The 19224-nt window shown below is 67.7% G+C and carries 17 protein-coding genes and 1 tRNA gene; 11 read left to right on the top strand and 7 right to left on the bottom strand.

The features are described 5' to 3' along the window. Nucleotides 1-74: 74 nt before the first annotated feature. The gene (locus ACFQRE_RS00090; protein ID WP_380117520.1) at nucleotides 75-443 is read left to right on the top strand and encodes a DUF4267 domain-containing protein; all 369 of its coding nucleotides are present in this window, start codon (nucleotides 75-77) and stop codon (nucleotides 441-443) included. A 25-nt stretch (nucleotides 444-468) separates the two neighbouring features. On the opposite strand, the gene ACFQRE_RS00085 is transcribed toward ACFQRE_RS00090, so the two are convergent. After that, nucleotides 469-1011, bottom strand: a complete 543-nt coding sequence (locus ACFQRE_RS00085; protein WP_380117518.1) for a DapH/DapD/GlmU-related protein — start codon at nucleotides 1009-1011, stop codon at nucleotides 469-471. A 129-nt stretch (nucleotides 1012-1140) separates the two neighbouring features. Between ACFQRE_RS00085 and ACFQRE_RS00080 the strand changes: the two genes are divergently transcribed. From ACFQRE_RS00080 to ACFQRE_RS00055, 6 genes are all read left to right on the top strand, one after another. Then, nucleotides 1141-1213 (top strand) — tRNA-Arg (locus ACFQRE_RS00080). Between the two features lie 544 nt (nucleotides 1214-1757). Further along, complete coding sequence (gene hisD / locus ACFQRE_RS00075; RefSeq protein ID WP_380117516.1) at nucleotides 1758-3077, top strand: histidinol dehydrogenase; 1320 nt, start codon at nucleotides 1758-1760, stop codon at nucleotides 3075-3077. Nucleotides 3078-3138: 61 nt separating this feature from the next. Beyond that, nucleotides 3139-4452, top strand: a complete 1314-nt coding sequence (locus ACFQRE_RS00070; RefSeq protein WP_380117514.1) for an ABC transporter substrate-binding protein — start codon at nucleotides 3139-3141, stop codon at nucleotides 4450-4452. Nucleotides 4453-4497: 45 nt separating this feature from the next. After that, complete coding sequence (locus ACFQRE_RS00065) at nucleotides 4498-5364, top strand: carbohydrate ABC transporter permease (protein WP_380117512.1); 867 nt, start codon at nucleotides 4498-4500, stop codon at nucleotides 5362-5364. Continuing rightward, complete coding sequence (locus ACFQRE_RS00060) at nucleotides 5364-6269, top strand: carbohydrate ABC transporter permease (RefSeq protein ID WP_380117510.1); 906 nt, start codon at nucleotides 5364-5366, stop codon at nucleotides 6267-6269. The genes ACFQRE_RS00065 and ACFQRE_RS00060 overlap by 1 nt, the downstream gene beginning before the upstream one ends. 1 nt (nucleotide 6270) lies before the next feature. Beyond that, nucleotides 6271-6996, top strand: a complete 726-nt coding sequence (locus ACFQRE_RS00055) for an alpha/beta fold hydrolase (protein WP_380117508.1) — start codon at nucleotides 6271-6273, stop codon at nucleotides 6994-6996. Between the two features lie 68 nt (nucleotides 6997-7064). Here ACFQRE_RS00055 and ACFQRE_RS00050 read toward each other — a convergent pair whose 3' ends face one another. The 3 genes from ACFQRE_RS00050 to hisD (ACFQRE_RS00040) are packed head-to-tail and all read right to left on the bottom strand — an operon-like array spanning nucleotide 7065 to nucleotide 9894. Further along, entirely contained in the window at nucleotides 7065-7811 is a 747-nt protein-coding gene (locus tag ACFQRE_RS00050; RefSeq protein ID WP_380117506.1) for an HpcH/HpaI aldolase family protein, read from the bottom strand. After that, on the bottom strand, nucleotides 7808-8608 hold the full coding sequence (locus ACFQRE_RS00045) for an SDR family NAD(P)-dependent oxidoreductase (protein WP_380117504.1): 801 nt from the start codon (nucleotides 8606-8608) through the stop codon (nucleotides 7808-7810). The genes ACFQRE_RS00050 and ACFQRE_RS00045 overlap by 4 nt, the downstream gene beginning before the upstream one ends. Continuing rightward, complete coding sequence (gene hisD / locus ACFQRE_RS00040) at nucleotides 8560-9894, bottom strand: histidinol dehydrogenase (RefSeq protein WP_380117502.1); 1335 nt, start codon at nucleotides 9892-9894, stop codon at nucleotides 8560-8562. Before hisD (ACFQRE_RS00040) ends, ACFQRE_RS00045 begins: the two co-directional genes overlap by 49 nt. Nucleotides 9895-10042: 148 nt before the next feature. On the opposite strand from hisD (ACFQRE_RS00040), the gene ACFQRE_RS00035 reads away from it, so the two are divergent. From ACFQRE_RS00035 to ACFQRE_RS00020, 4 genes are all read left to right on the top strand, one after another. Then, nucleotides 10043-11044 (top strand): LacI family DNA-binding transcriptional regulator, encoded by a 1002-nt coding sequence (locus tag ACFQRE_RS00035; RefSeq protein ID WP_380117500.1) that lies wholly within the window; start codon nucleotides 10043-10045, stop codon nucleotides 11042-11044. Nucleotides 11045-11227: 183 nt separating this feature from the next. Next, on the top strand, nucleotides 11228-12226 hold the full coding sequence (locus tag ACFQRE_RS00030; protein WP_380117497.1) for a nuclear transport factor 2 family protein: 999 nt from the start codon (nucleotides 11228-11230) through the stop codon (nucleotides 12224-12226). A 31-nt stretch (nucleotides 12227-12257) separates the two neighbouring features. Then, complete coding sequence (locus tag ACFQRE_RS00025; protein WP_380117495.1) at nucleotides 12258-13466, top strand: hypothetical protein; 1209 nt, start codon at nucleotides 12258-12260, stop codon at nucleotides 13464-13466. Nucleotides 13467-13468: 2 nt separating this feature from the next. Continuing rightward, nucleotides 13469-14293 carry a nitrilase-related carbon-nitrogen hydrolase gene (locus tag ACFQRE_RS00020; RefSeq protein WP_380117493.1) on the top strand — a complete coding sequence of 275 codons (825 nt, stop codon included), beginning with the start codon at nucleotides 13469-13471 and terminating at the stop codon, nucleotides 14291-14293. 365 nt (nucleotides 14294-14658) lie between these two features. Here the strand turns inward: ACFQRE_RS00020 and ACFQRE_RS00015 are convergent, their stop codons facing one another. The 3 genes from ACFQRE_RS00015 to ACFQRE_RS00005 all read right to left on the bottom strand — a co-directional run bounded on the left by ACFQRE_RS00015 (nucleotide 14659) and on the right by ACFQRE_RS00005 (nucleotide 19103). After that, nucleotides 14659-17184: a beta-glucosidase family protein gene (locus tag ACFQRE_RS00015; RefSeq protein ID WP_380117491.1), complete on the bottom strand. Its 2526-nt coding sequence runs from the start codon at nucleotides 17182-17184 to the stop codon at nucleotides 14659-14661. A 99-nt stretch (nucleotides 17185-17283) separates the two neighbouring features. Then, complete coding sequence (locus ACFQRE_RS00010) at nucleotides 17284-18147, bottom strand: carbohydrate ABC transporter permease (RefSeq protein WP_380117489.1); 864 nt, start codon at nucleotides 18145-18147, stop codon at nucleotides 17284-17286. Next, nucleotides 18144-19103 (bottom strand): carbohydrate ABC transporter permease, encoded by a 960-nt coding sequence (locus ACFQRE_RS00005; protein WP_380117487.1) that lies wholly within the window; start codon nucleotides 19101-19103, stop codon nucleotides 18144-18146. The genes ACFQRE_RS00010 and ACFQRE_RS00005 overlap by 4 nt, the downstream gene beginning before the upstream one ends. Nucleotides 19104-19224 lie beyond the last annotated feature (121 nt).

Here is a 19224-nt window from a genome sequence, read left to right as displayed (position 1 = left end):
CTAGCACCGCTAGACATTCGGATCTAGCACCGCTAGGTTTCTAGCACTGCTAGATCAACCGCTTTGGAGGCGCCGTGTTGCACACCGTCGGACTTGTCATCAGCTGGATCGTGAGCCTTGGCATCATCGGGATCGGAATGGCCTACTGGAGGCGCAGTGAATCGAACGCCGTGGGGTTCGGCCTCCCCGTGCTGCCCCATCCCGAGGCGAGAGGTTGGTGGCAGGTCAAGGGGATTCGCGACATCGGGAGCGGGCTCATCGTCATCGTGATGATCTTTGCCGCACCGGCAGCTCTGGGCTGGGTCATCCTGGTCGAGGCGATCATCCCGCTCGGCGACGCCGTCCTCGTCCTCGCCAACGGTGGGCGGCGGAGCGTGGCCTTCGGCGTCCACGGAGCGACGTCTGTCGCGATGATGTTGGCCGCGGCAATGCTGCTGATCTGACGCCTCATCGTTGTGCGGCGCCTCGTCAGTGATGTCCGTGGACGGCCGCCTTGATGCCGGTCACCAGCGCGCCAGCGGGCACGTCGTCGGCCACGATCGCTCCCGCCGCTATGACGGCATCGCACCCGATGCTGACGCCCGGAAGGATCGTGGCGCCGGCCCCGATCCAGACGTTCTCGGCGACGTCGATCGGGGCGCCGGTCAGCCACTCGCGGCGTTCGTCGACGTCGACCGGGTGACCCATGGTGATGAACGTGACCCTGGGGGCGATCATCGTGCGCTCGCCGACCCGGATGCCGGCGTAGTCCAGGAACGTGCAGTTCTGGTTGATGAAGACGCGCTCACCGAGGTCGAGGTTCAGTCCGTGGTCCGTGTAGAAGGGCGGGTAGATCGTGACGCCTACGGGGAGGGGGCGGCCCAGGATCTGCTCGAACAGCGCCACCCTGCCGACTTCGTCGTCGAACGGCAGGACGTTGAGGCGCGAGGTGAGCTCGGTGGCGCGCAGAACCCGCTCGGACATGGCCCGGAACTCGTCGCTGTGGATCCGCAGGAGGTTCTCGCTCGGCATGCCGCGACCCTCCCAGCCCGGTGTGACAGGCGCCCGGGAACGACAGGGGAGCGGACGGCATACAACGGATTTCTCAGGTGGGCAGGTGCTCGCGTATGCTTGCCGATCGTTGCGCCAAGTGCGCGACATGCGCCCGTAGCTCAACGGATAGAGCATCTGACTACGGATCAGAAGGTTAGGGGTTCGAATCCCTTCGGGCGCACTCTGTGTTGAGACAGACGAAATGGGCCCTGACCAGCGGAAACGCCGTCAGGGCCTTGCTCGTCCCGGCCGGTGCGACACCGACGAGGCGCCCCTCGTCCCTCGTGGCGTCCCTCCGCCAGGTTCAGCCTGCCGCCGGCAGGTGCGCGGCGACGAGCCGCCGCAGTTTGCCGGAGTGGGCCCGAGGATCACCTCGGGCCTGAGGCCACTTTGGAGGCTGCTTGCGCTCAGGCGGCCTGCGGCCGTTCTGCCGGTGGCTCAAGGTGGCCGTCCTCACGGAAGAGGCGGCACAGCGCCAGCTGGTGCCTGGTCGGCTGGGTGGGTGGTACCACGAGGTGGCCGCCCCGGGCGGGCCTCCTGCGAGTCGCCGGCCGCAGCGTGGCCGGACCAGTCGCACGCAGAAAGTACGGCATGTGCGTTCCTGCCTCACCAGCGTGGTCGATCATCGTTAGGTCGCCGGCCACCGCGTCATCATTTCGCAGACGCTTCCCAGCAGGCACGGATCGCCTCTTGCGCACCTCTCAACCCTATGTCAATGTATGCGTATGCACTTGCGCTCTTCTGACCTCCCGCACATCCCCGGCCCCTTCACCGTCGTCAAGGAGCCGCCGACGCCTGACCTCCCCGCGCAGCGTGACCCGAAGGTCGTCGCCACCGTCTCCGAGATGCTCGGCAAGATCGAGCGGGGTGGGCTCGACGCCGTCCGCCGCTACGCCGAGCAGCTCGACGGCTTCACTGGTGACTCCCTCGAGGTGCCCGAGTCGGCCTTCGAGGACGCCGCGCGCACCCTGCCCGCCGACCTTCGCGAGGCCCTCGACACCGGCGCCGAGCGCACCCGGACCTTCGCCGAAATCCAGCGACGCAGCCTCGTCGACCACGAGGAGGAGGTGCTTCCCGGTCTCATCTGCGGTACCCGCTACGTGCCCGTGGCGCGCGTGGGTGCCTACCTGCCCGCGGGCCGCTTCCCCCTCCTCGCCAGCGCCTTCATGACGGTGGGGGTGGCCAAGGTGGCCGGGGTCAGCGACATCATCAGCTGCACCCCGCCGAGCCTCAACGGCGCCCCTCACCCTGCCGTTCTGTATGCCGCCCGCGCCTCCGGCGCTGAGCGTGTCTATGCCATCGGTGGCGTGCAGGCCCTGGCCGCGATGGCGTTCGGGCTGCTCGACGGACCCGAGGTCGACCTGCTCGTCGGTGCGGGCAACGCCTACGTGGCCGAGGCAAAGCGCCAGCTCTACGGCCGCGTCGGTATCGACGTGCTCGCCGGTCCCTCCGAGGTCGCGGTCATCGCCGACGACACCGCGACCGCCGAGATGGTTGCCGCCGACCTGCTCGGCCAGGCCGAGCACGGCCCGACCTCGCCCGCAAGCCTGGTCACCACCTCCGCGCGGCTCGCGCACGAGGTCGGACCCGAGATCGAGCGGCAGCTCAAGGGCCTGTCCACCAACCACATCGCCGGCCCGGCCTGGGAGGACTACGGCTCGATCTACCTCGCCGAGGACCGTGAGACCGCCGTCGCGATCATGGACCTGCTCGCCCCTGAGCACCTTGAGGTCCTCACCGACGACCTCGACTGGTACCTCGAGAACCTCACCAACTACGGCTCGCTCTTCCTCGGGCCGTGGTCGACCGTCGCCTACGCGGACAAGGGCATGTCGGGCACCAACCACGTGCTCCCCACCGGCCGCAACGCCCGGTTCACCGGTGGCCTCTCCGTGGCCGGCTTCCTCAAGGCCCTGACCTACCAGCGAGCGACGGTCGAGTCGACCAAGGCTCAGGCTCTGCCGGTCATCACGATGTCCGACTTCGAAGAGCTGGACGCCCATCGCGACAGCGCCCAGTTGCGGATGGACCTGCTCGACCGCTGACCCTCTCCAGAGCAAAATGCATACGTATTACATCCGTTGACCATCAACCAAGGAGAACGCAATGACGCGTCGTACCACCACCCTCACGGCGACGGCTGGCAGCCTCGTCCTCGCCTTGGCACTCGCCGGGTGCGGCGCTGGCAGCAAGACCGCTGCGAACACCGCCACCAAGGTCGCCTGTGACGTGCCCCAGCCCGACAAGGACCTGACCGTCAACGTCCTGGCCTACAACTCGTCCGCGATCGACCCGTTCACCAACACCATGGTGACAAGCTGCACCAAGGGCAAGGTCACCCTCAAGCACGAGCCGATCGACTTCGGCGGCCAGGTCCAGAAGACCACCGCCACCCTGGCGGGCGAGACCGGGACCTACGACGTCGTCGAGACCTATGGCTTCGTCATCCCACAGCTGGCACAGGAGGGCAAGATCCAGGCATTGGACCAGCTGTTCTCCCAGTTCAGCGACGAGTACAAGCTCGACCAGATCAGCGAGCCCATGCGCGAGGCGATGTCCTACGAGGGCAAGCTCTACGCCTTGCCGATGCAGGCGCAGATGTATGTCATGGCCTACCGCAAGGACGTCTTCGACAAGCTCGGCCTCAAGGCACCCACGACCTTCGAGGAGCTCGCCACCGCTGCCAAGGCCATCCAGGCCGACGGCAAGATCAAGCACCCGGTGGCCCTGCCGTGGCTGGCCAGCGGCGACATCGTCACCAGCTTCGACGCCACGCTCGGCAGCCTCGGCATGCCGCTGACCAACCCGGACGACAAGACGGCCAACTTCGACAAGCCCGAGACCATCGAGGCACTCAAGGCCATGCTGGCGCTCAAGCCGTTCATGGATCCGGAGGTCACGACCTTCGACCAGCCGGCCGTGCAGCAGCAGATGTACAACGGCTCGGCCGCCATCGCGATCATGTTCAGCGGCCGCATGAACGACCTCACCCAGACGGCCAACACCAAGTTCGCACCGAACTTCGCGTTCGCGGCGCCGCCGGTGGTCAAGGACGGCGACCTGCTCTACAACGCCCTCTCCGTCGACGGTTGGTCCCTCCCGACCAACGCGGTGGCCGACAAGTCCACGCTGTTCGAGATGATCTCCTCCTCGGTGAGCGAGGAGGCGTCCAAGGCGGCTCTCCCCGCGGCATACCCCGCCCGTGAGGGCATGGTCACCGAGGGCAGCAGCCCCTACGCAGCCGCGGCCAACGAGTCCATCGCCAAGGCGCCCCCGGCTGAGCCGCACGCCTGGACCGCCAAGGTCAGCAACGCCATCACGCCGATCATCGCTTCGGTGGTCCTCGGCAAGCTGACGCCAGAGGCCGGCGCCGCGCAGATGCAGGCTGCGGCTGACAAGGTGCTCTCCGAGTACAAGTAGCCGCTCCGGGCTTCCTGTCCCCGTTCCCGACCTGAGGAGTACGCAATGACGCGACGCCATTTCTGGGCGCTCGTCTCGCCCAGTGTGATCGTCATGGTCGGGTTGCTCGCCATCCCGCTCTACCGCACCGTCCAGTGGAGCTTCCAAGATGTCAACTACGGCGAGGCCGGGACCTGGGTGGGGTTCGCGAACTACACCCAGGCCTTGTCCGACAGCAGGTTTCACGACTCGGTGATCTTCACCGTCGGCCTCACCGCAGCCGTGGTCGCCTTCATGGTCGTGGCCGGCTACTGGCTCGCCGTGATGGTCAACCGGCTGAAACGCATGCGCCCCTGGGTCCTCGGGATCCTGCTCGTCTCCTACGTCGTGCCCCAGCTCGTGGGAGCCTCGATGTTCGCGTGGCTCTTCGACTCGAACTTCGGGGGAGTGGTCAGCTACGCGCTCTCGGAGCTCACCGGCGCCGAGATCCTCTGGTTCACCGATGTGTGGCCCAACCGCCTCCTCATCGCGGCCAACACCGTGTGGCACATGCTGCCGTTCGCGATGCTCGTCATCCTCGCCGGACTCCAGGGCGTGCCCGAGGAGATCATGGAGGCGGCGGTCATGGACGGCGCGAGCGGATGGCGCATCCACTGGAACGTCATCATCCCGAGCATCCGCGGCGTCCTCGGCTTCGTCGCCCTCATTTCGATCATGGACGTGCTGCGGGTATTCGACAGCCTTGTCCCACTCTCCCCGCAGGCCGTCCAGATCGGGAATGAGTCGATCATGCTCTACATCTACAACGCGGCGTTCCGGGATGGGGGGCAGGACCTCGGCCTCGGCAGCGCCATCAATGTGCTGCTCATCGGTCTCATCGTCGTCCTGCTCTTCCCGTTCATCCGGGACGCCGCCAAGGAAGGACACAGCTGATGACTGCTCTGACACCCGAGATCGTGGACGTCGTGCGACCCGGCGACGTGTCGAAGTCGGCACGCACCCCTCGAGGTCGTGGCTCCATCACGACCTCGAAGTCGTTCTTCATCGGCGGCATGCTCGTCCTGATCTGCTTTGCGATGCTGCTGCCGGTCCTGTGGACGGCGGCCGCGGTGAGCAAGCCGACCGATGTCGCCTTCCTCGACCCGCCCGTCTTCAGCTGGACGCCGAACTTCGATGCGTTCGTCAACCTCTGGCAGACGACGAACTTCTACCAGTACCTCATGAACACGCTCGTGGTTGCCCTCCTCAGCACGGTGGCGGCGTTGGTCATCGGTCTCCCGGCGGCATACGCCCTCTCTCGTATGCCGGGCTGGATCTCGGCCGCGCTGCTCATCCTGGCGCTGATCTTCCGTGCGCTGCCGCGGTTCGCGGTGGTCCTGCCGATGTACGACATCTCCCGGGCGCTCGGCATCTATGACACGACTTTCGCCGTGGCCGCAGCCCTGGTGGCCATCAACCAGCCATTCAGCATCTGGCTGCTGCGCAACTTCTTTGCGGAGATCCCGACCTCGCTCGACGAGGCGGCCATGCTCGACGGATGCACCCGCTTCCAGGTGCTGCGACGCGTCATGATCCCGCTCATGGGGCCGGGCATCCTCACGGCGGGGATCTTCGTGTTCCTCTTCGCCTTCCAGGAGTACCTCACCGCGCTGATCCTCACCGATGTCGAGGCGCGCACCGTCCCGGTGTTCATCGCGACCCAGCTCGGACAGACCCTGCCCATGCTCCAGCAGGCTGGCGCTGCGGCGATGCTGCTCACCATCCCCGTGGTGGCCTTCGCCTTCATCGCCCAGAAGTACCTCGTCGCCGGGCTCGCCTCCGGCTCCGTCAAGGGCTGAGGTGTCCAGCCCTCCTCCACCGCTCGTCCTGCTGCCGGGCATGAACTGCTCCCCACTCCTGTGGGGAGCAGTGCAGTCACAACTCGCGAAGCAGGGGTATGCCGTCACGCAGGTGCCGCTCGACGGTCCCGATCTCGTGAGTTGCGTCGAGCTGCTGCTCGACCGGCTGCCGCCGCGCTTCGCCATCGCCGGTCTCAGCCTCGGTGGCATCGTCGCCATGGCCCTGCACCGCATGGCCCCCGAGCGGGTCCTCGGACTGGGGCTCGTGGCGACGAGCCCGCTTCCCCCGACGCCGGCTCAGCACGAGTCGTGGTCACGCACCCTGCGCGAGCTGGCCGAGGGTATGACTGCCCGCGAGGTCCAGGTGACGCTGCTGCCCAGCCTGCTGCATCCGGACGCGTTGCCCGCGCTGCGCGAGGCTACCTTGGACATGGCCGACCAGGTGGGCGACGGCGCACTGGCCGACCAGCTCCGGCTGCAGTCCACGCGGGTCGACGAACGGGTGACTCTGCCGTCGGTGTCCGTTCCGACGGCCGTCGTGGTGGGCGACAGCGATCTGCTCTGTCCCGTCGAGCGTCAGAAGCTCATCCATGAGTTGGTCGGAGAGCCATCGGAGCTCACGGTGCTGCCCGCGACGGGTCATCTGTCCCCGTTGGAGCGCCCGGACGAGGTCGCGGGAGCGTTGGGCCGGTGGATGCAACGCGTCACCGCCGCGGTCCACCCCTGACGAGGCCACCAACTCCGACATACTGCCCGTGTGGTCAGACCCACCGAGGTTATGAGTCGGTTGTGGGGTCAGGGGTGGACGCGCAGGTCCTTGAAGATGCCCATGAGCACTTGGGTGAGGTTGTAGACCACCATCGAGGAGCCGTCTGCGAGAAGGGCGCTCGCCTGCTCAGCGCCTCCAGCGAGATCTGCGCGCACGGCGCCACAGGCACGGCCCGCGGCGCGGACGGCCGCGAGAGCGTCGTCGAGAGTTGGGTCATCGGGCCCGGAGCTCGCGGCGAGGTCGGAGGTCCCGACGAGGAAGCCGTCGATGCCTTCGACCGCGAGGATGTCGGCGGTCGCCAGGACTGCAGACGGGGACTCGATCATCGCGAGGACGAGCGTGTTCTCCTGCGCGCGGCGGCGATGCTCGGCCGCGTCGAAGGTTCCGAACCGGCCGGCGCGGGAGTAGGTCGCAAAGCCACGGTTCCCCAGTGGGGGGTAGTGCGACGCCTCGACGAGGGCGCGTGCCTCGGCGGCCGAGTCGATGTGGGGCGCCACGATCCCGGTGGCGCCGTGGTCGAGCGCGCGGAGCACCGTCGACGGGTCGGCGTGACCCGGTCGGACGAGAGCCTCCATGCCGTGCAGCTGCGCGAGGGCGATGTGCTCGCGCAGTGCGCTGATGTCGACCGGGCCGTGTTCGCAGTCGATGACGACGGCGTCGAAGCCGGCCACGGCGAGCATCTCGACGATCTCGGCGCTGGGGATGCGCACGAGGGCCGTGACGACCTGCTCGCCCGCGAGCAGTCGTGACCTCAGACTGGGCGCGCCACTCACGCGATCATCCCCGCGGAGAGGTCGACGTCGGCACCCGTCATGCCGCGCATGGCGAGCATGGCGACCACAGCGGCGCCGACCTCGTCCTCGGTGACCATCCGCCCCAGGGCGGACCGGCCCACGAAGGCTGCGCGCGCCCCGGCATACGAGGTTCCGGTGCGTTCGGCCTCCAACGTGAAGTTGCGGTGCATGCGTTCCCCCTCGACCGGTCCGGGCGACAGGGCGTTGACCCGCACTCCCGCGTCGCCGACCTCGAAGGCCAGCGTGCTCGTGAGGCCGATGACCGCCATCTTCGACGCGACGTAGGGCGTGCGCCGCTCGAGCGGGCGCTTGCCGGAGACCGACGCCACGTTGACGACATCACCGTCCCCGCGCTCGCACATCGCCGGAAGGAAGCCACGGCACATGAGATAGGTGCCGCGGACGTTGGTCGCGAAGACCTCGTCCCACTCGTCGGGCACGACGTCGACGAGTGGGGCGACCGGGCCCGCGATCCCGGCGTTGTTGACGAGGACGGAGACCTCCTCGCCTGCCAGGGAACCGACAAGGAGGTCGACTGAGGCAGGGTCGGCGACGTCGCAGACCTCTGCACGAGCCTCGACCGACAGGCTCGCCGCGAGCTCGGTGATCGGCTCGATCCGTCTGCCGACGACGATGACGCGCGCACCGTTGTCGGCCAGATGGCGGCTGATCGAGGCGCCGAGCCCGGTGCCACCACCGGTAACGACCGCGGTGCGACCAGCAAGGGTCATGCCAACACCGACGACGACGAGGACGCCGTCGCCGCCTCGATCCACTCGAAGGACTTGTTGCCGTGTCGCCATGCGCGGACATCACCGGATCGAGCGTGGCCCTCGAAGAGCTCGACGCGTGCCGCACGGCCACAGACAAGCCCGAGCTCGGAGCTGCTCGCGGTGTCGGTGACTTCCTGGTAGGTCACGGTCTTGAGGTACTTCCCGACCCAGAGGCCGCCGGTGTAGCGGGCCGCTCCGAGGGTGGGCAGGACGTGGTTGGTCCCGATGACCTTGTCGCCGTAGGAGACGCAGGTGTTCTCGCCAAGGAAGAGCGCGCCGTAGTTCTGCATCCGCTCGAGGGCCTGGCGAGGGTCAACCGTGAACACCTGGACGTGCTCCGAGGCGTAGGAGTCGCCGACCGTCCAGAGTTCGTCCAGGTCGTCGACGACAACGACCTGGCCGTGGTCGCGCCATGCGGGGCCCGCAAGGTCGTTGGTCGACAGACCGGGAAGGATGCGGTCGACGAGCTCCATGACCTGGGTCGCGACCGCCTCGCTCGTCGTGACCAGCACTGCGGGCGAGTCGGGGCCGTGCTCGGCCTGCGAGAGCAGGTCGACGGCGATGGTGAAGGGGTCGGCGTCGTCGTCGGCGAGGATCAGGATCTCGGTCGGACCCGCGAAGAGGTCGATGCCCACCTCGCCGAAGAGCTGGCGCTTGGCCTCAGCGACGTAGGCGTTGCCGGGCCCGGCGAGGAGGTTGACCTTGGCCATGGAGTCGGTGCCCACGGCCATCGCCGCGACCGCCTGAACGCCTCCCAGAATCCAGATCTCGTCCGCACCGGCGAGCTTGGCCGCAGCCACGGTGGCGGCCGGGATCTCACCCTTGATCGGCGGCGTGCACGCGACGACGCGGGGCACGCCGGCCACCTTGGCGGTGATGATCGTCATGTGGGCGGAGGCGGTGAGTGGGTAGCGGCCGCCGGGGATGTAGGCACCCACGGCGTCGATGGGCACGTGGCGGTGTCCGAGGTGGACGCCGGGGAGGGTCTCGATCTCGATATCGGTCATCGAGTCGCGCTGGGCCTGCGCAAACCTGCGCACCTGGGCCTGCACGAACTCGATGTCCTCGATGACCTGCGGGGGCAGGCTGGCGATGATTTCGGCGATCTCGTCGTCGCCGAGGCGGTAGGCCTCGCGGTCCCATTTGTCGAACTCGCGGGAGTAGGCAGCCACCGCCTCGTCGCCGTGGCTACGGATATCTTGGATGATCTCGCGCACGCGGCTCGAGACGTCGAGTTGAGCGCCGTCCTGGAAGGTCTTCGAGGTGGCGGACTTGAGCATCCGGGCCATGGCGGGTCCAATCACTGGTAGCGAATACGTATGCACAAGTGAAGCGCTGCGCGTATGATTCGTCAAGTCCTCGACATGTCGCGGGACGAGTTGCCGGTTGTGAAATGCTGCGTGGGGGCTGGCGTGGCCCGCAGGAACGGAGGTCCATGTGGTTACCAGTCGTGACGTCGCCAAACTCGCTGGTGTCTCGCAACCGACCGTGTCGCGAGCGCTGCGAGGGGACTCTCGGATCGCTGAGGCCACGCGTGAGCGGGTGCAGACGGCCGCTCGCGCCCTGGGCTACTCGCCGGACCCGATCGGGCGAGCCCTGTCGGTGGGGCACTCGACCCGCGTGGGGCTCGTCGTCACCGACCTGCGCAACCAGTTCTACTCCCACCTCATCGCGCCCATGCACGATGAGCTCGAGAAGCTCGGCTACGAGCTCGTCCTCGTGACGGAGAGCTCCGAGGGCGCCCAGGTCGCGGACCACATCGTCGCCAACGGGCTGTGTGGTGCGGTGCTGGCGACGACGACGATCGACTCCGTGGTTCCGGTCCGGCTTCGCGACCGCGGTGTGCCCTTCGTGTACTTCAACCGGGTCGCGGCCTCGGTCATGGCCGACTCCGTCACCACCGACCCCGAGCCCGGCATGCGTGAGCTCGTCGATGCCTTGGTGGGCCATGGGCACCGCACCGTGGGTGCTCTCTTCGGCCCGCGCAACACGAGCACTGGGCAGCAGCGCGAGGAGGTCCTGCGCTCCCTTCTCGAGGAGCACGAGATCGTCCTTCCCAGTCGGCTGACGCGCTACGGCGCGTTCGACGGCGAGGCCGGACACGCCGGTTGCCGAGAGCTCATGGCGGCCAAGAACCCTCCGACCGCGATCGTGTGCGCCAACGACGTTGTCGCCTTCGGTGCCCTCAACGGCGCTGCCGAGCTGGGTCTCGACGTGCCGGGCGACGTGTCGATCGTCGGCTTCGATGACCTGCCCCTTTCGCGCTGGCCCCTGCTCGACCTCACCACCGTGGCCTATGACATCGAGGAGCTGTCCCGGGCCGCGGCACGACAGATCGTCTCGCGCGTCACGGGTGGCGCCGACGCGCCTCCTCGTCACGAGGTCCTCACCTCGCGCCTCGTCGTGCGCGGCACCCTCGGCCTGGCGCCGCGGGGCTGAGGCGCGACTTCCCTCCCTCTCGCTCGCACGCCCACCTCGCTCGACTGTTGAGGGCTGCACTCCCAGTCTCACCGACCCGTGCCCTCGCCCAGCTCTTGCCACCCTCTTGTGCATACGCATACACTTTCGATCGAGCGCGGTCGTCGGCCTGTCCGGGCCACCGTCGCCACGAGGAGGAACCGTATGTCGCTCGACCCCGTCGCCTACGAACCCTGGAGTGACCCCGATGACTTCATCCGTGAGGTCACTGATCTCATCTGGGTGCAGCGCGACATCTCCCACATCGTCGACAACTACGAGCCGGACTCCATCGTCCACGGGGGGCTCGGGACGACGGTCGGCCGCGACGGCGTCATCGAGGGCAGCCTCATGCGCATCGCGAGTACGCCCCAGCACGTGGGCCAGGCTGAGGACGTCATCTGGGAGCAGCGTGGCGACGACGCCTTCCTCAGCTCACACCTTGTCTTCGGCTCCGACGAGCACCTCGTCGACGGCCGCACCCGTCGGGTGCGCAGCCGCACCGTCGCCAACTGCCTCTACCGCCGGGGCCGGATGGTCGAGGAGTGGGTCGTACGCGACACCCTCGCCCAGACGCTCCAGCTCGGCATCGACCCAGCAGAGGCAGCCAAGGACGTCCAGTTCCAGGGCTTCACCGGATCCTGGACCCAGGACCCCCCGAGCGACGTCCTCGCTGTCGGCGACAGCGGCCCTCGCCCCGACGACTTCCGCAAGGAGTGCGAGTTCGTCCTGGACTTCATCGACGAGGTGTGGAACGAGCGCCGCCTCAACAAGGTGCAGGACTACATGGTCCGCGACCTCTTCCTGCACACCGTCGGCGACCAGACCGTCGTGCGACCCGACGGCTACCAGCGGGACCTCCTCAGCCTCGTCGCGCCCTTCCCAGACGCGCACTTCTCCGTGAGGGACATACAGACCAACGACAACGTCCGCTACGCCGGGTTGCGGATCGCGGTGCTCTGGCAGATGAAGGGCACCTACCGCGGCACGGAAGCCTACGGTCCGAGCACGGGAGCGCTCGTCAACCTCATGGGTGTCTCGCAGTTCCTCGTGCAGGACGGGCGCATCGTCCGCGAGGTGCGCGTCTATGACGACATCGCACTGCGTGCACAGATCGACGCCGGTCGCACCCCTGACTCGACTGTCACCAAGAACATCTACTGACCGCTGCGGCTAGCACCGAGGAAGAAGGACCATGACCTCCACCGACGCCACCACTACCGACGAACCCGCTGACACAGGGTCCACCGACGTCACCCCTGACGAGCTCCGCCGACGCACCATCCTGCGCAGAGACTGGGTGCCCTGCAAGGCGGCGTTCATCGACTGCCGCACCCCGGGTTCGGACAAGAAGGACAACTACTCGTTCATCGGCACCGGCGTCTCGCAGAATGCCGAGCAGTTCGTCAACCTCGAGGACCCCCACGGGTTCAACCTGGGAGCAGCGGGCATGCCCAAGGGCGTGACCAACAACCTCCACCTCCACTTCACCGCGGAAGTGTTCATCAACTTCGGCGGTACCTATCGGCTGCGATGGGGTGCAGACGGCCAGCAGGGCGAGTTCGTCACGTACGACGGCGACATCATCTCGGTGCCGACCTGGATCTTCCGCGGGTTCACCAACGAGGGAGCCGACGACGGGATCCTGCTGACGATCCTCGGACATGATGACACCGGCGGCATCATCTGGGGACCGTCGGTGCTGAAGGAGGCTGCGACTCACGGGTTGTACCTCTCGGCCGACAACCGCCTCATCGACACCGTGGCGGGTGACGTCATCCCTGACGACGTCCAGCTCATCACCCCGATGGACCAGGTCGCGATCGACAAGCTCGACGTCTACACCCCTGACGAGTTCCGCGGACGGGCCATCACCCCCGCGGACCGGCGCTTCGTCGAGCACCCGTTCCTCTGTTCCGGCCTCTCCGGAGGCGGCGTGCACCTCGCACCCGTCATCGGCTACGGCATGGTCGAGGACCGTCGCGCGACTCCGCAGCTGCACGAGCAGCACGGCTTCAGCGTCGCGTGGCTGCGCGGCCGCAGCGGTGACGGCATGCTCAGCCACCGTCACGACCGGCCGCAGGTCGTCACCGCCAAGTCCGGCACGTGGCGAGTGCACCTCAACGAGGGGGCGAACGCCACCCACGTCGACCTCGGTCCCCTCGACTCCTTCTCGGTCCCCGCCGGCGCCTGGCGCGCCCTCGAGGTGATCGACACGCAGGCTGGTCAGTCGGCCGACCCCGAGTACGCCGAGCTGCTCGTCGTCGCGGCGGGCGACGACCGCGTGCGCCTGGAGTGGAGCCCCGCGGTCGTGCGAGAGGCCGCGGCCTTCGGCCAGGTCCTCGACGCCAACGGCTACGTCGCTCCGGCGTCAGTGGTCCGGACAGCGACGGACGACGACTGAGCATGGTGACTGTCGCAGCCTGCCAGCTGAGCGCGGACGTCGACGCTGGTCCTGACGAGGACGCGCTCGCCGCGTCGGTAGTCGCCGCAGCGCGCGCCGGAGCACGGCTCGTCGTGCTCCCCGAGCTCGCCCTTGGCGGGTCGTGCTTCGCCGACGTCGCCGAGGCTCGCACCCATGCCGAGTTCGAGGACGGTCGCACGGCGCAGCTCGTGCAGCGGCTCTCGGGTGAGCTCGGCATCGTCGTCGTTGCTGGGTTCGCACTGCTGGCAGGGGAATCGGTGCACAACGCCGCCGTCATCGCCGACCGCGGCGAGGTGCTGGGTGTCTACCGCAAGGTGCACCTGTGGGACGCCGAGCACCAAGGATTCGTCCCCAGCGACGGCCCGCCCCTCGTCGTCGACACCCACCTGGGTCGCGTCGGCGTCATGATTTGTTACGACCTCGAGTTCCCGGAGTGGGGGCGGATGGCCGTCGAGGCCGGAGCGCAGCTCCTCGCGGTTCCCGTGAACTGGCCGCTGCTGCCGCGACCCGAGGGGGTGCCGGCGATCGAGGTAGCCAAGGCGCAGGCCGTCGCCGCAGCCTACGGCGTGCATGTCGTCGTCGCCGACCGCTGCGGCACCGAGCGGGGCGTCGACTGGGTCGGGGGGAGCCTCGTGTGCGAGAGCACCGGCTACCTGCTCGCCGGTCCAGCGACGCCGCCCGGCGAGTTGGCGCGGCCAGGGATCGTCCTCGCCGAGGTCGACCTCGGCGCTGCCGACGACAAGCAGGTCAGCACCCACAACCACCTGATGCGCGACCGCCGGCCGGACCTCTACTCCGCGACATGAGGTCCGCGCCATCGTGACCCTCGGTGATGCTCCACCGGTGAGACGTGGCCCTCTGGGGACAAGAGAGCCCAGGCCCGCAGGGGCCGGGCCCTCCGTCGAGCGGCTGGTCGAGAGTCGTTCCTCGTCACGTCGCGTTGATCGCCCTGAAACGATCAACGCCCTGTACGACACCAACGCCACATGGCTCGCGCACGGTCGACGTGCTTGAAAGGAGTTCTGACGCGCGTCGCCGACCACCTCCGGCCGGACCTTCGTCGCTTCCGGTGACGGGCACCCACGCACCGACGCCACTTGGCACAAAGTCGCCCCGCCTCGCGAGCGCAGGCTTCACCGTGGTCTGTCCGAACATGTGGTGAGCGGACGCATCACAGGTCGACAGGGGCTCGCAGAATGATGTCTCCCGCGGAGCGACCCACCTCAACGGTGAAGCGCCCTGTCTCGACAGCCCACATGTGGGCATCGATGTCCCAGTGGGCGAATGCTCGCCAAGGGAGGGTCACAACGACTTCGTGCGTTGTGCCGGTCGGGGCGTCGATCCACCTGTGCCCCGCCAGCCACCTCACCGGCCGCTCCAGTCGGCTGTCTGCCCGAGAGAGGTAGATCTGCACCAGCTCCCGACCACGGTGCTGGCCGACGTTGCTCACCCTGACCACGACGTCGACATCTCCTTGCTCATCCGGCTCTGAGACCGAGGCTGCGTCCCACGACCACTGGGTGTAGCCCAGTCCGTGGCCGAACCAGAACGCGGGCTCGACGCCGTCGCGCAGGAACCGCCGGTATCCGATGTGCAGGCCCTCGTCGTAAAGCAGCTTGCCCGCTTCGGGGACAGTCGTGGGCAGTGCCGGGCCTTCCGCTGCCGGCCAGGTGGTCGGTAGCCGACCGCCGGGCTCGACGACACCGAGCAGCACGTCCGCCAGCGCCGCACCGAACTCTTGGCCTGGGAACCACGTGAGCAGCGTCGCTGCGACTTCGCCCTGCCACGGCATCAGCACCGGTGCCCCCGCGTTGACGACCACCACAGTCCTGGGGCACACCGCGGCCACCCGCCGAACGAGCTCGTCCTGGCGTCCGGGCAGGGTGAGATCGCGGCGGTCGAAGCCCTCACTTTCGACCTCTTCGGTCGTGCCCACGACCACGATCGCGACATCAGAACGCTCTGCCTCGCGCACTGCCCGCCCGATGGCTGCTTCATCGTCCTCGACAATGCAGTCGGCGACGAGCTGGAGCGCGACGATCAGGTCCTGACCGGGCTCCCGGTCCTTGACCACGTGCGTCAGGGAAATGTCGACGGACTGGCCCTGGTCCAAGGCCACGGCGGACCACTCCTGCGGAGGCCGCATCAGGCTCTCGACAGGGTCGGCGTGCGCGGGCAGCTCGAGCAGGGTGTCGAACGCCAGCTCCTCGTCGAGGTGGAGGGTGAACTGCCCGACGCCAGATACGCCGATGCGGTAGTCACCTTGGGTATCCGCGGTCAAACTGGTCCGCAGCGTGATCGTCGTAAGCTGGGCAGGGTCGACCCCGTTGAACGCGTTGTTCCAGTTGAACGCCGATCCCAACCGGCGATCCGTGCCCAACACCTCCCCCTCGGCGCCGCAGAACTCCACGAGGATGCCTGATTCACCGTCCGGGGTGCTCAGTGAGGCCGGGGATGCCGCAGTGACACGGTCCTGCCCACGAGCGCCGGCCGAGTAGGTCACCTCCACGTCCGCACCGAGAGCCGTACCGATGCCTTCGAGCGGGGAGACGGTCGCAGGAGGGAACACCAGCGCACTACCTCCACCGAGATAGCGAGCCTGCCGGGCGTTCGGGCCGATGACAGCCACGCGACCAAGGCCAGAGGCGTGCAGGGGCAGGACCGGGGCACCTTCCACGGTGTCGTTGTGCAGCAGGACGAAGCCCGCAGCCGCCGACCGCCGGACGAGCTCGCTGCTCTGCGATGTCGACCATTCGGCCGCCTGCTGGCTCGCCGGCCCGCAGGCCAGGGCACCCACCCGCAGTGCCAGCCGAAGGATGCGGATCACCTTCTCGTCGACGTCGGCTTCGGCGACCTCGCCGGCGCGTACGGCCGCCACCAACGCCTCCCGCCAAGGACCGGTGGGACCGGGCATCATCAGGTCCAAACCTGCGCGCCCGGCTGCCTGCGTCGACCGACCGGCATACCAGTCGGTCATGGTGACGCCGTCGAAGCCCCATTCCTCGCGGAGCACCGTCTGCAACAGCGGGCTCTCCGTCATGGTGAAGCCATTCACGCCGTTGTATGCCGCCATGACCGACCACGCGCCCGCGTCCCTGACGAGTGACTCGAAGGGCGCGAGGTACAGCTCGCGCAAGGTGCGCTCGTCGACCTGGACGTCCACGGACAGGCGGTCGGTCTCGGAGTCGTTGGCCGCAAAGTGCTTGACGGTGGCCGCGACACCCTGCGCCTGCAGACCGATCACGAGCGCCGCTCCGATGCTTGACGTCAGGAGTGGGTCCTCGCTGAGGCACTCGAAGTGCCGCCCGCCGTAGGGGGAGCGGTGCAGGTTGACGGTGGGGGCCAGCACGACGTCGACTCCCTTGCGCCGCGCCTCGTACGCCAGCAGGCTGCCGAGCTCCTCGACCAGCCGCGGGTCCCAGCTTGCCGCGACTGCGGTGGGTGAGGGAATGTTGACCGACGGGTCCCGCTCGTCCCACAGCTCGCCTCTCACCCCGGCGGGACCGTCCGACATGACGATCCGGCGCAACCCGATCGTGGGTTCTTCGTGGAGGGACCAGAAGTGTCCGCCGGTCAGCAGCCGGACCTTCTGTTCAAGGCTGAGCCGCCCCAGGAGGGCGCTCAGATCGAGCGGGACCGGTGTACCCGACGTCTCTGCTGTGGTCGTGGCGATGGTGACAGGGTCGGACAGGGGCATGTCTGGGCTCCCGGGCGTTGGGGGTGGGCGGCGCGAGGCCGCGGGTTAGGTGCGCAGTCACCACCACCCCGTCGAGAGGGCTGTCGCGACTGCGCGGATCTACTTGCCGCCGCCTTCGCTCAGGCCGCTCTGCCAGAACCTCTGCAGGGGCAGGAACGCCAGGATCAAGGGCAGGATGGACAGCATGGCGCCGACAACGACGTACAGCTGCAAGTCGCCCGCCTGAGCCTTCTGGCTGTTCCACGTCGCCAGTCCCAGGGTGACGGGATAGAGGCGGGTGTCCTGCAGCATCACCAGTGGAAGCAGGTAGTTGTTCCAGATCGAGACGAACTGGAACAGGAAGATCGTGACCAGAGCCGGTGCCATGAGGCGGGACGAGATGGTGAAGAACGACCGCAGCTCGCTGGCCCCGTCGAGCCTCGCCGACTCCAAGAGCTCGTCGGGGACAGCCCCGGCGGCATAGATCCGAGCCAGGTACACGCCGAACGGTGACACGGTGCTGGGCAGCAGCACCGACCAGAACGAGTCGGTCAGGTCGGCTTTGCTGAACAGCAGGAACAGCGGCAACGCCAACGCTGTAGCCGGGACCAGCACGCCGGCCAGGATGATGTTGAAGACGACCTCGCGCCCCGGAAAGACGTATTTCGCCAATGCGTAGCCGGCCATGCTCGCGAACAGGGTTCCCACGGAGGCCCCGAGCGTGGCATACAGCGCGCTGTTGAGCAGCCAACGCACGAAAACTTGGTCCTGGTAGGTGAGGACGTTCTTGATGTTGGTGAACAGCTCGAAGTTGCCGTCGAACCACAGGCTCGTCGAGGTGAGCCCTCCGCGTGTCGTGCTCGACGCGACCACGAGCCACCACAGCGGCATGAGGAAGTAGGCGACGCACACCACCATGAAGCCGGTCGCGGCGAGGACCGAGACGCGACGCGACCGCAGACGTGCCGGTGAGGACGTGCTCATTGGAAGGCCCTTCGTTGGGCGAGTTTGAGGAACAGGAAGGACAGCGCACAGGTCAGCAGGGCAAGCACCACGGAGTAGGCCGCCGCCAAGTGGTAGTCGGGAATGCTGGACGTGGCGTAGACGACCATGTTCGGGGTGTAGGTGCTGCTGACCGCGCTGGAGATCGTCCGGAAGACCTGCGGTTCGTTGAACAGCTGCAGGGTCCCGATGATCGAGAACACCCCGGTCAGCACCAGTGCAGGTGCCACGTGCGGAATCTTGATCGACCAGGCGATCCGGAACTGCCCGGCGCCATCGACGGTGGCCGCCTCGAGGACCTCGGTCGGAACGGCCTTCAGAGCCGAATAGATGATCAGCATGTTGTAGCCCGTGTAGACCCAGTTGACGACGTTGGAGATCGTGAAGATGACGGCACCGGGGCCGAGCAGGTCGAAGCGCTCGACAATCCCGGGGAACGGCGTGGTGCCGGGGGAGTAGAGGAACCCCCACATCAGGGCCGCGATCACTCCGGGCACCGCGTACGGCGCAAAGAGTGCCAGCCGAAAGAAGCGCTTGCCCTTCAAGGCCGGCGAGTCGAGCAGGAGCGCGAAGAGCAGCGCCAGGCCGAGCTGCAGGGGAACCGAGATGAGGAAGAACTGACCGACGTTGACGATGCTTGACCAGAACGGCCCGCTCGTGAAGACCTCGGCGTACTGGCTCACGCCCCCGAACACGTCGCGGGGTGCACCGAACGTGCCCTCACGCTCGACCTTGAGGAAGGACTGGTAGGCCGCGTAGCCGATGGGCGCCAGGTAGAAGAGGGAGAAGACCACCACGAATGGGGCCAGGAACCCCAATGCGGCTCGGCGGCGGCTGGTGCGGATGCCGACGCCGGAGCTCTTCTGGAGACGACGTGGGCGTCCCACCGCCGTGCCGTGCGGGTCGATCTCGGTCACCACTTGCGGCGGAACCGTCATGTCGCTGCTCCCTCCTGCTCCGGGCGGCCCACGCGCGCGGGCACGCCGTCGGTCGGCGAGGAGTGACCTCGCCGACCGACGCGACGTCGTCTGCTCACTCCGAGACGGTGAGCGACTGCGA

Origin of the sequence: Knoellia pratensis (assembly GCF_042666395.1) — a bacterium.
Classification (GTDB): Bacteria; Actinomycetota; Actinomycetes; order Actinomycetales; family Dermatophilaceae; genus Knoellia; species Knoellia pratensis.
This window is presented reverse-complemented; position numbering and strand designations above follow the sequence as displayed.

Bases quoted from the DNA above. Each gene is read 5' to 3' on its own strand.
- ACFQRE_RS00010 (WP_380117489.1), bottom strand. From the start codon at position 18,147: ATGAGCACGTCCTCACCGGCACGTCTGCGGTCGCGTCGCGTCTCGGTC.
- ACFQRE_RS00015 (WP_380117491.1), bottom strand. From the start codon at position 17,184: ATGCCCCTGTCCGACCCTGTCACCATCGCCACGACCACAGCAGAGACG.
- hisD (WP_380117516.1), top strand. From the start codon at position 1,758: ATGCACTTGCGCTCTTCTGACCTCCCGCACATCCCCGGCCCCTTCACC.
- ACFQRE_RS00070 (WP_380117514.1), top strand. From the start codon at position 3,139: ATGACGCGTCGTACCACCACCCTCACGGCGACGGCTGGCAGCCTCGTC.
- hisD (WP_380117502.1), bottom strand. From the start codon at position 9,894: ATGGCCCGGATGCTCAAGTCCGCCACCTCGAAGACCTTCCAGGACGGC.
- ACFQRE_RS00020 (WP_380117493.1), top strand. From the start codon at position 13,469: ATGGTGACTGTCGCAGCCTGCCAGCTGAGCGCGGACGTCGACGCTGGT.
- ACFQRE_RS00065 (WP_380117512.1), top strand. From the start codon at position 4,498: ATGACGCGACGCCATTTCTGGGCGCTCGTCTCGCCCAGTGTGATCGTC.
- ACFQRE_RS00085 (WP_380117518.1), bottom strand. From the start codon at position 1,011: ATGCCGAGCGAGAACCTCCTGCGGATCCACAGCGACGAGTTCCGGGCC.
- ACFQRE_RS00005 (WP_380117487.1), bottom strand. From the start codon at position 19,103: ATGACGGTTCCGCCGCAAGTGGTGACCGAGATCGACCCGCACGGCACG.
- ACFQRE_RS00025 (WP_380117495.1), top strand. From the start codon at position 12,258: ATGACCTCCACCGACGCCACCACTACCGACGAACCCGCTGACACAGGG.
- ACFQRE_RS00060 (WP_380117510.1), top strand. From the start codon at position 5,364: ATGACTGCTCTGACACCCGAGATCGTGGACGTCGTGCGACCCGGCGAC.
- ACFQRE_RS00030 (WP_380117497.1), top strand. From the start codon at position 11,228: ATGTCGCTCGACCCCGTCGCCTACGAACCCTGGAGTGACCCCGATGAC.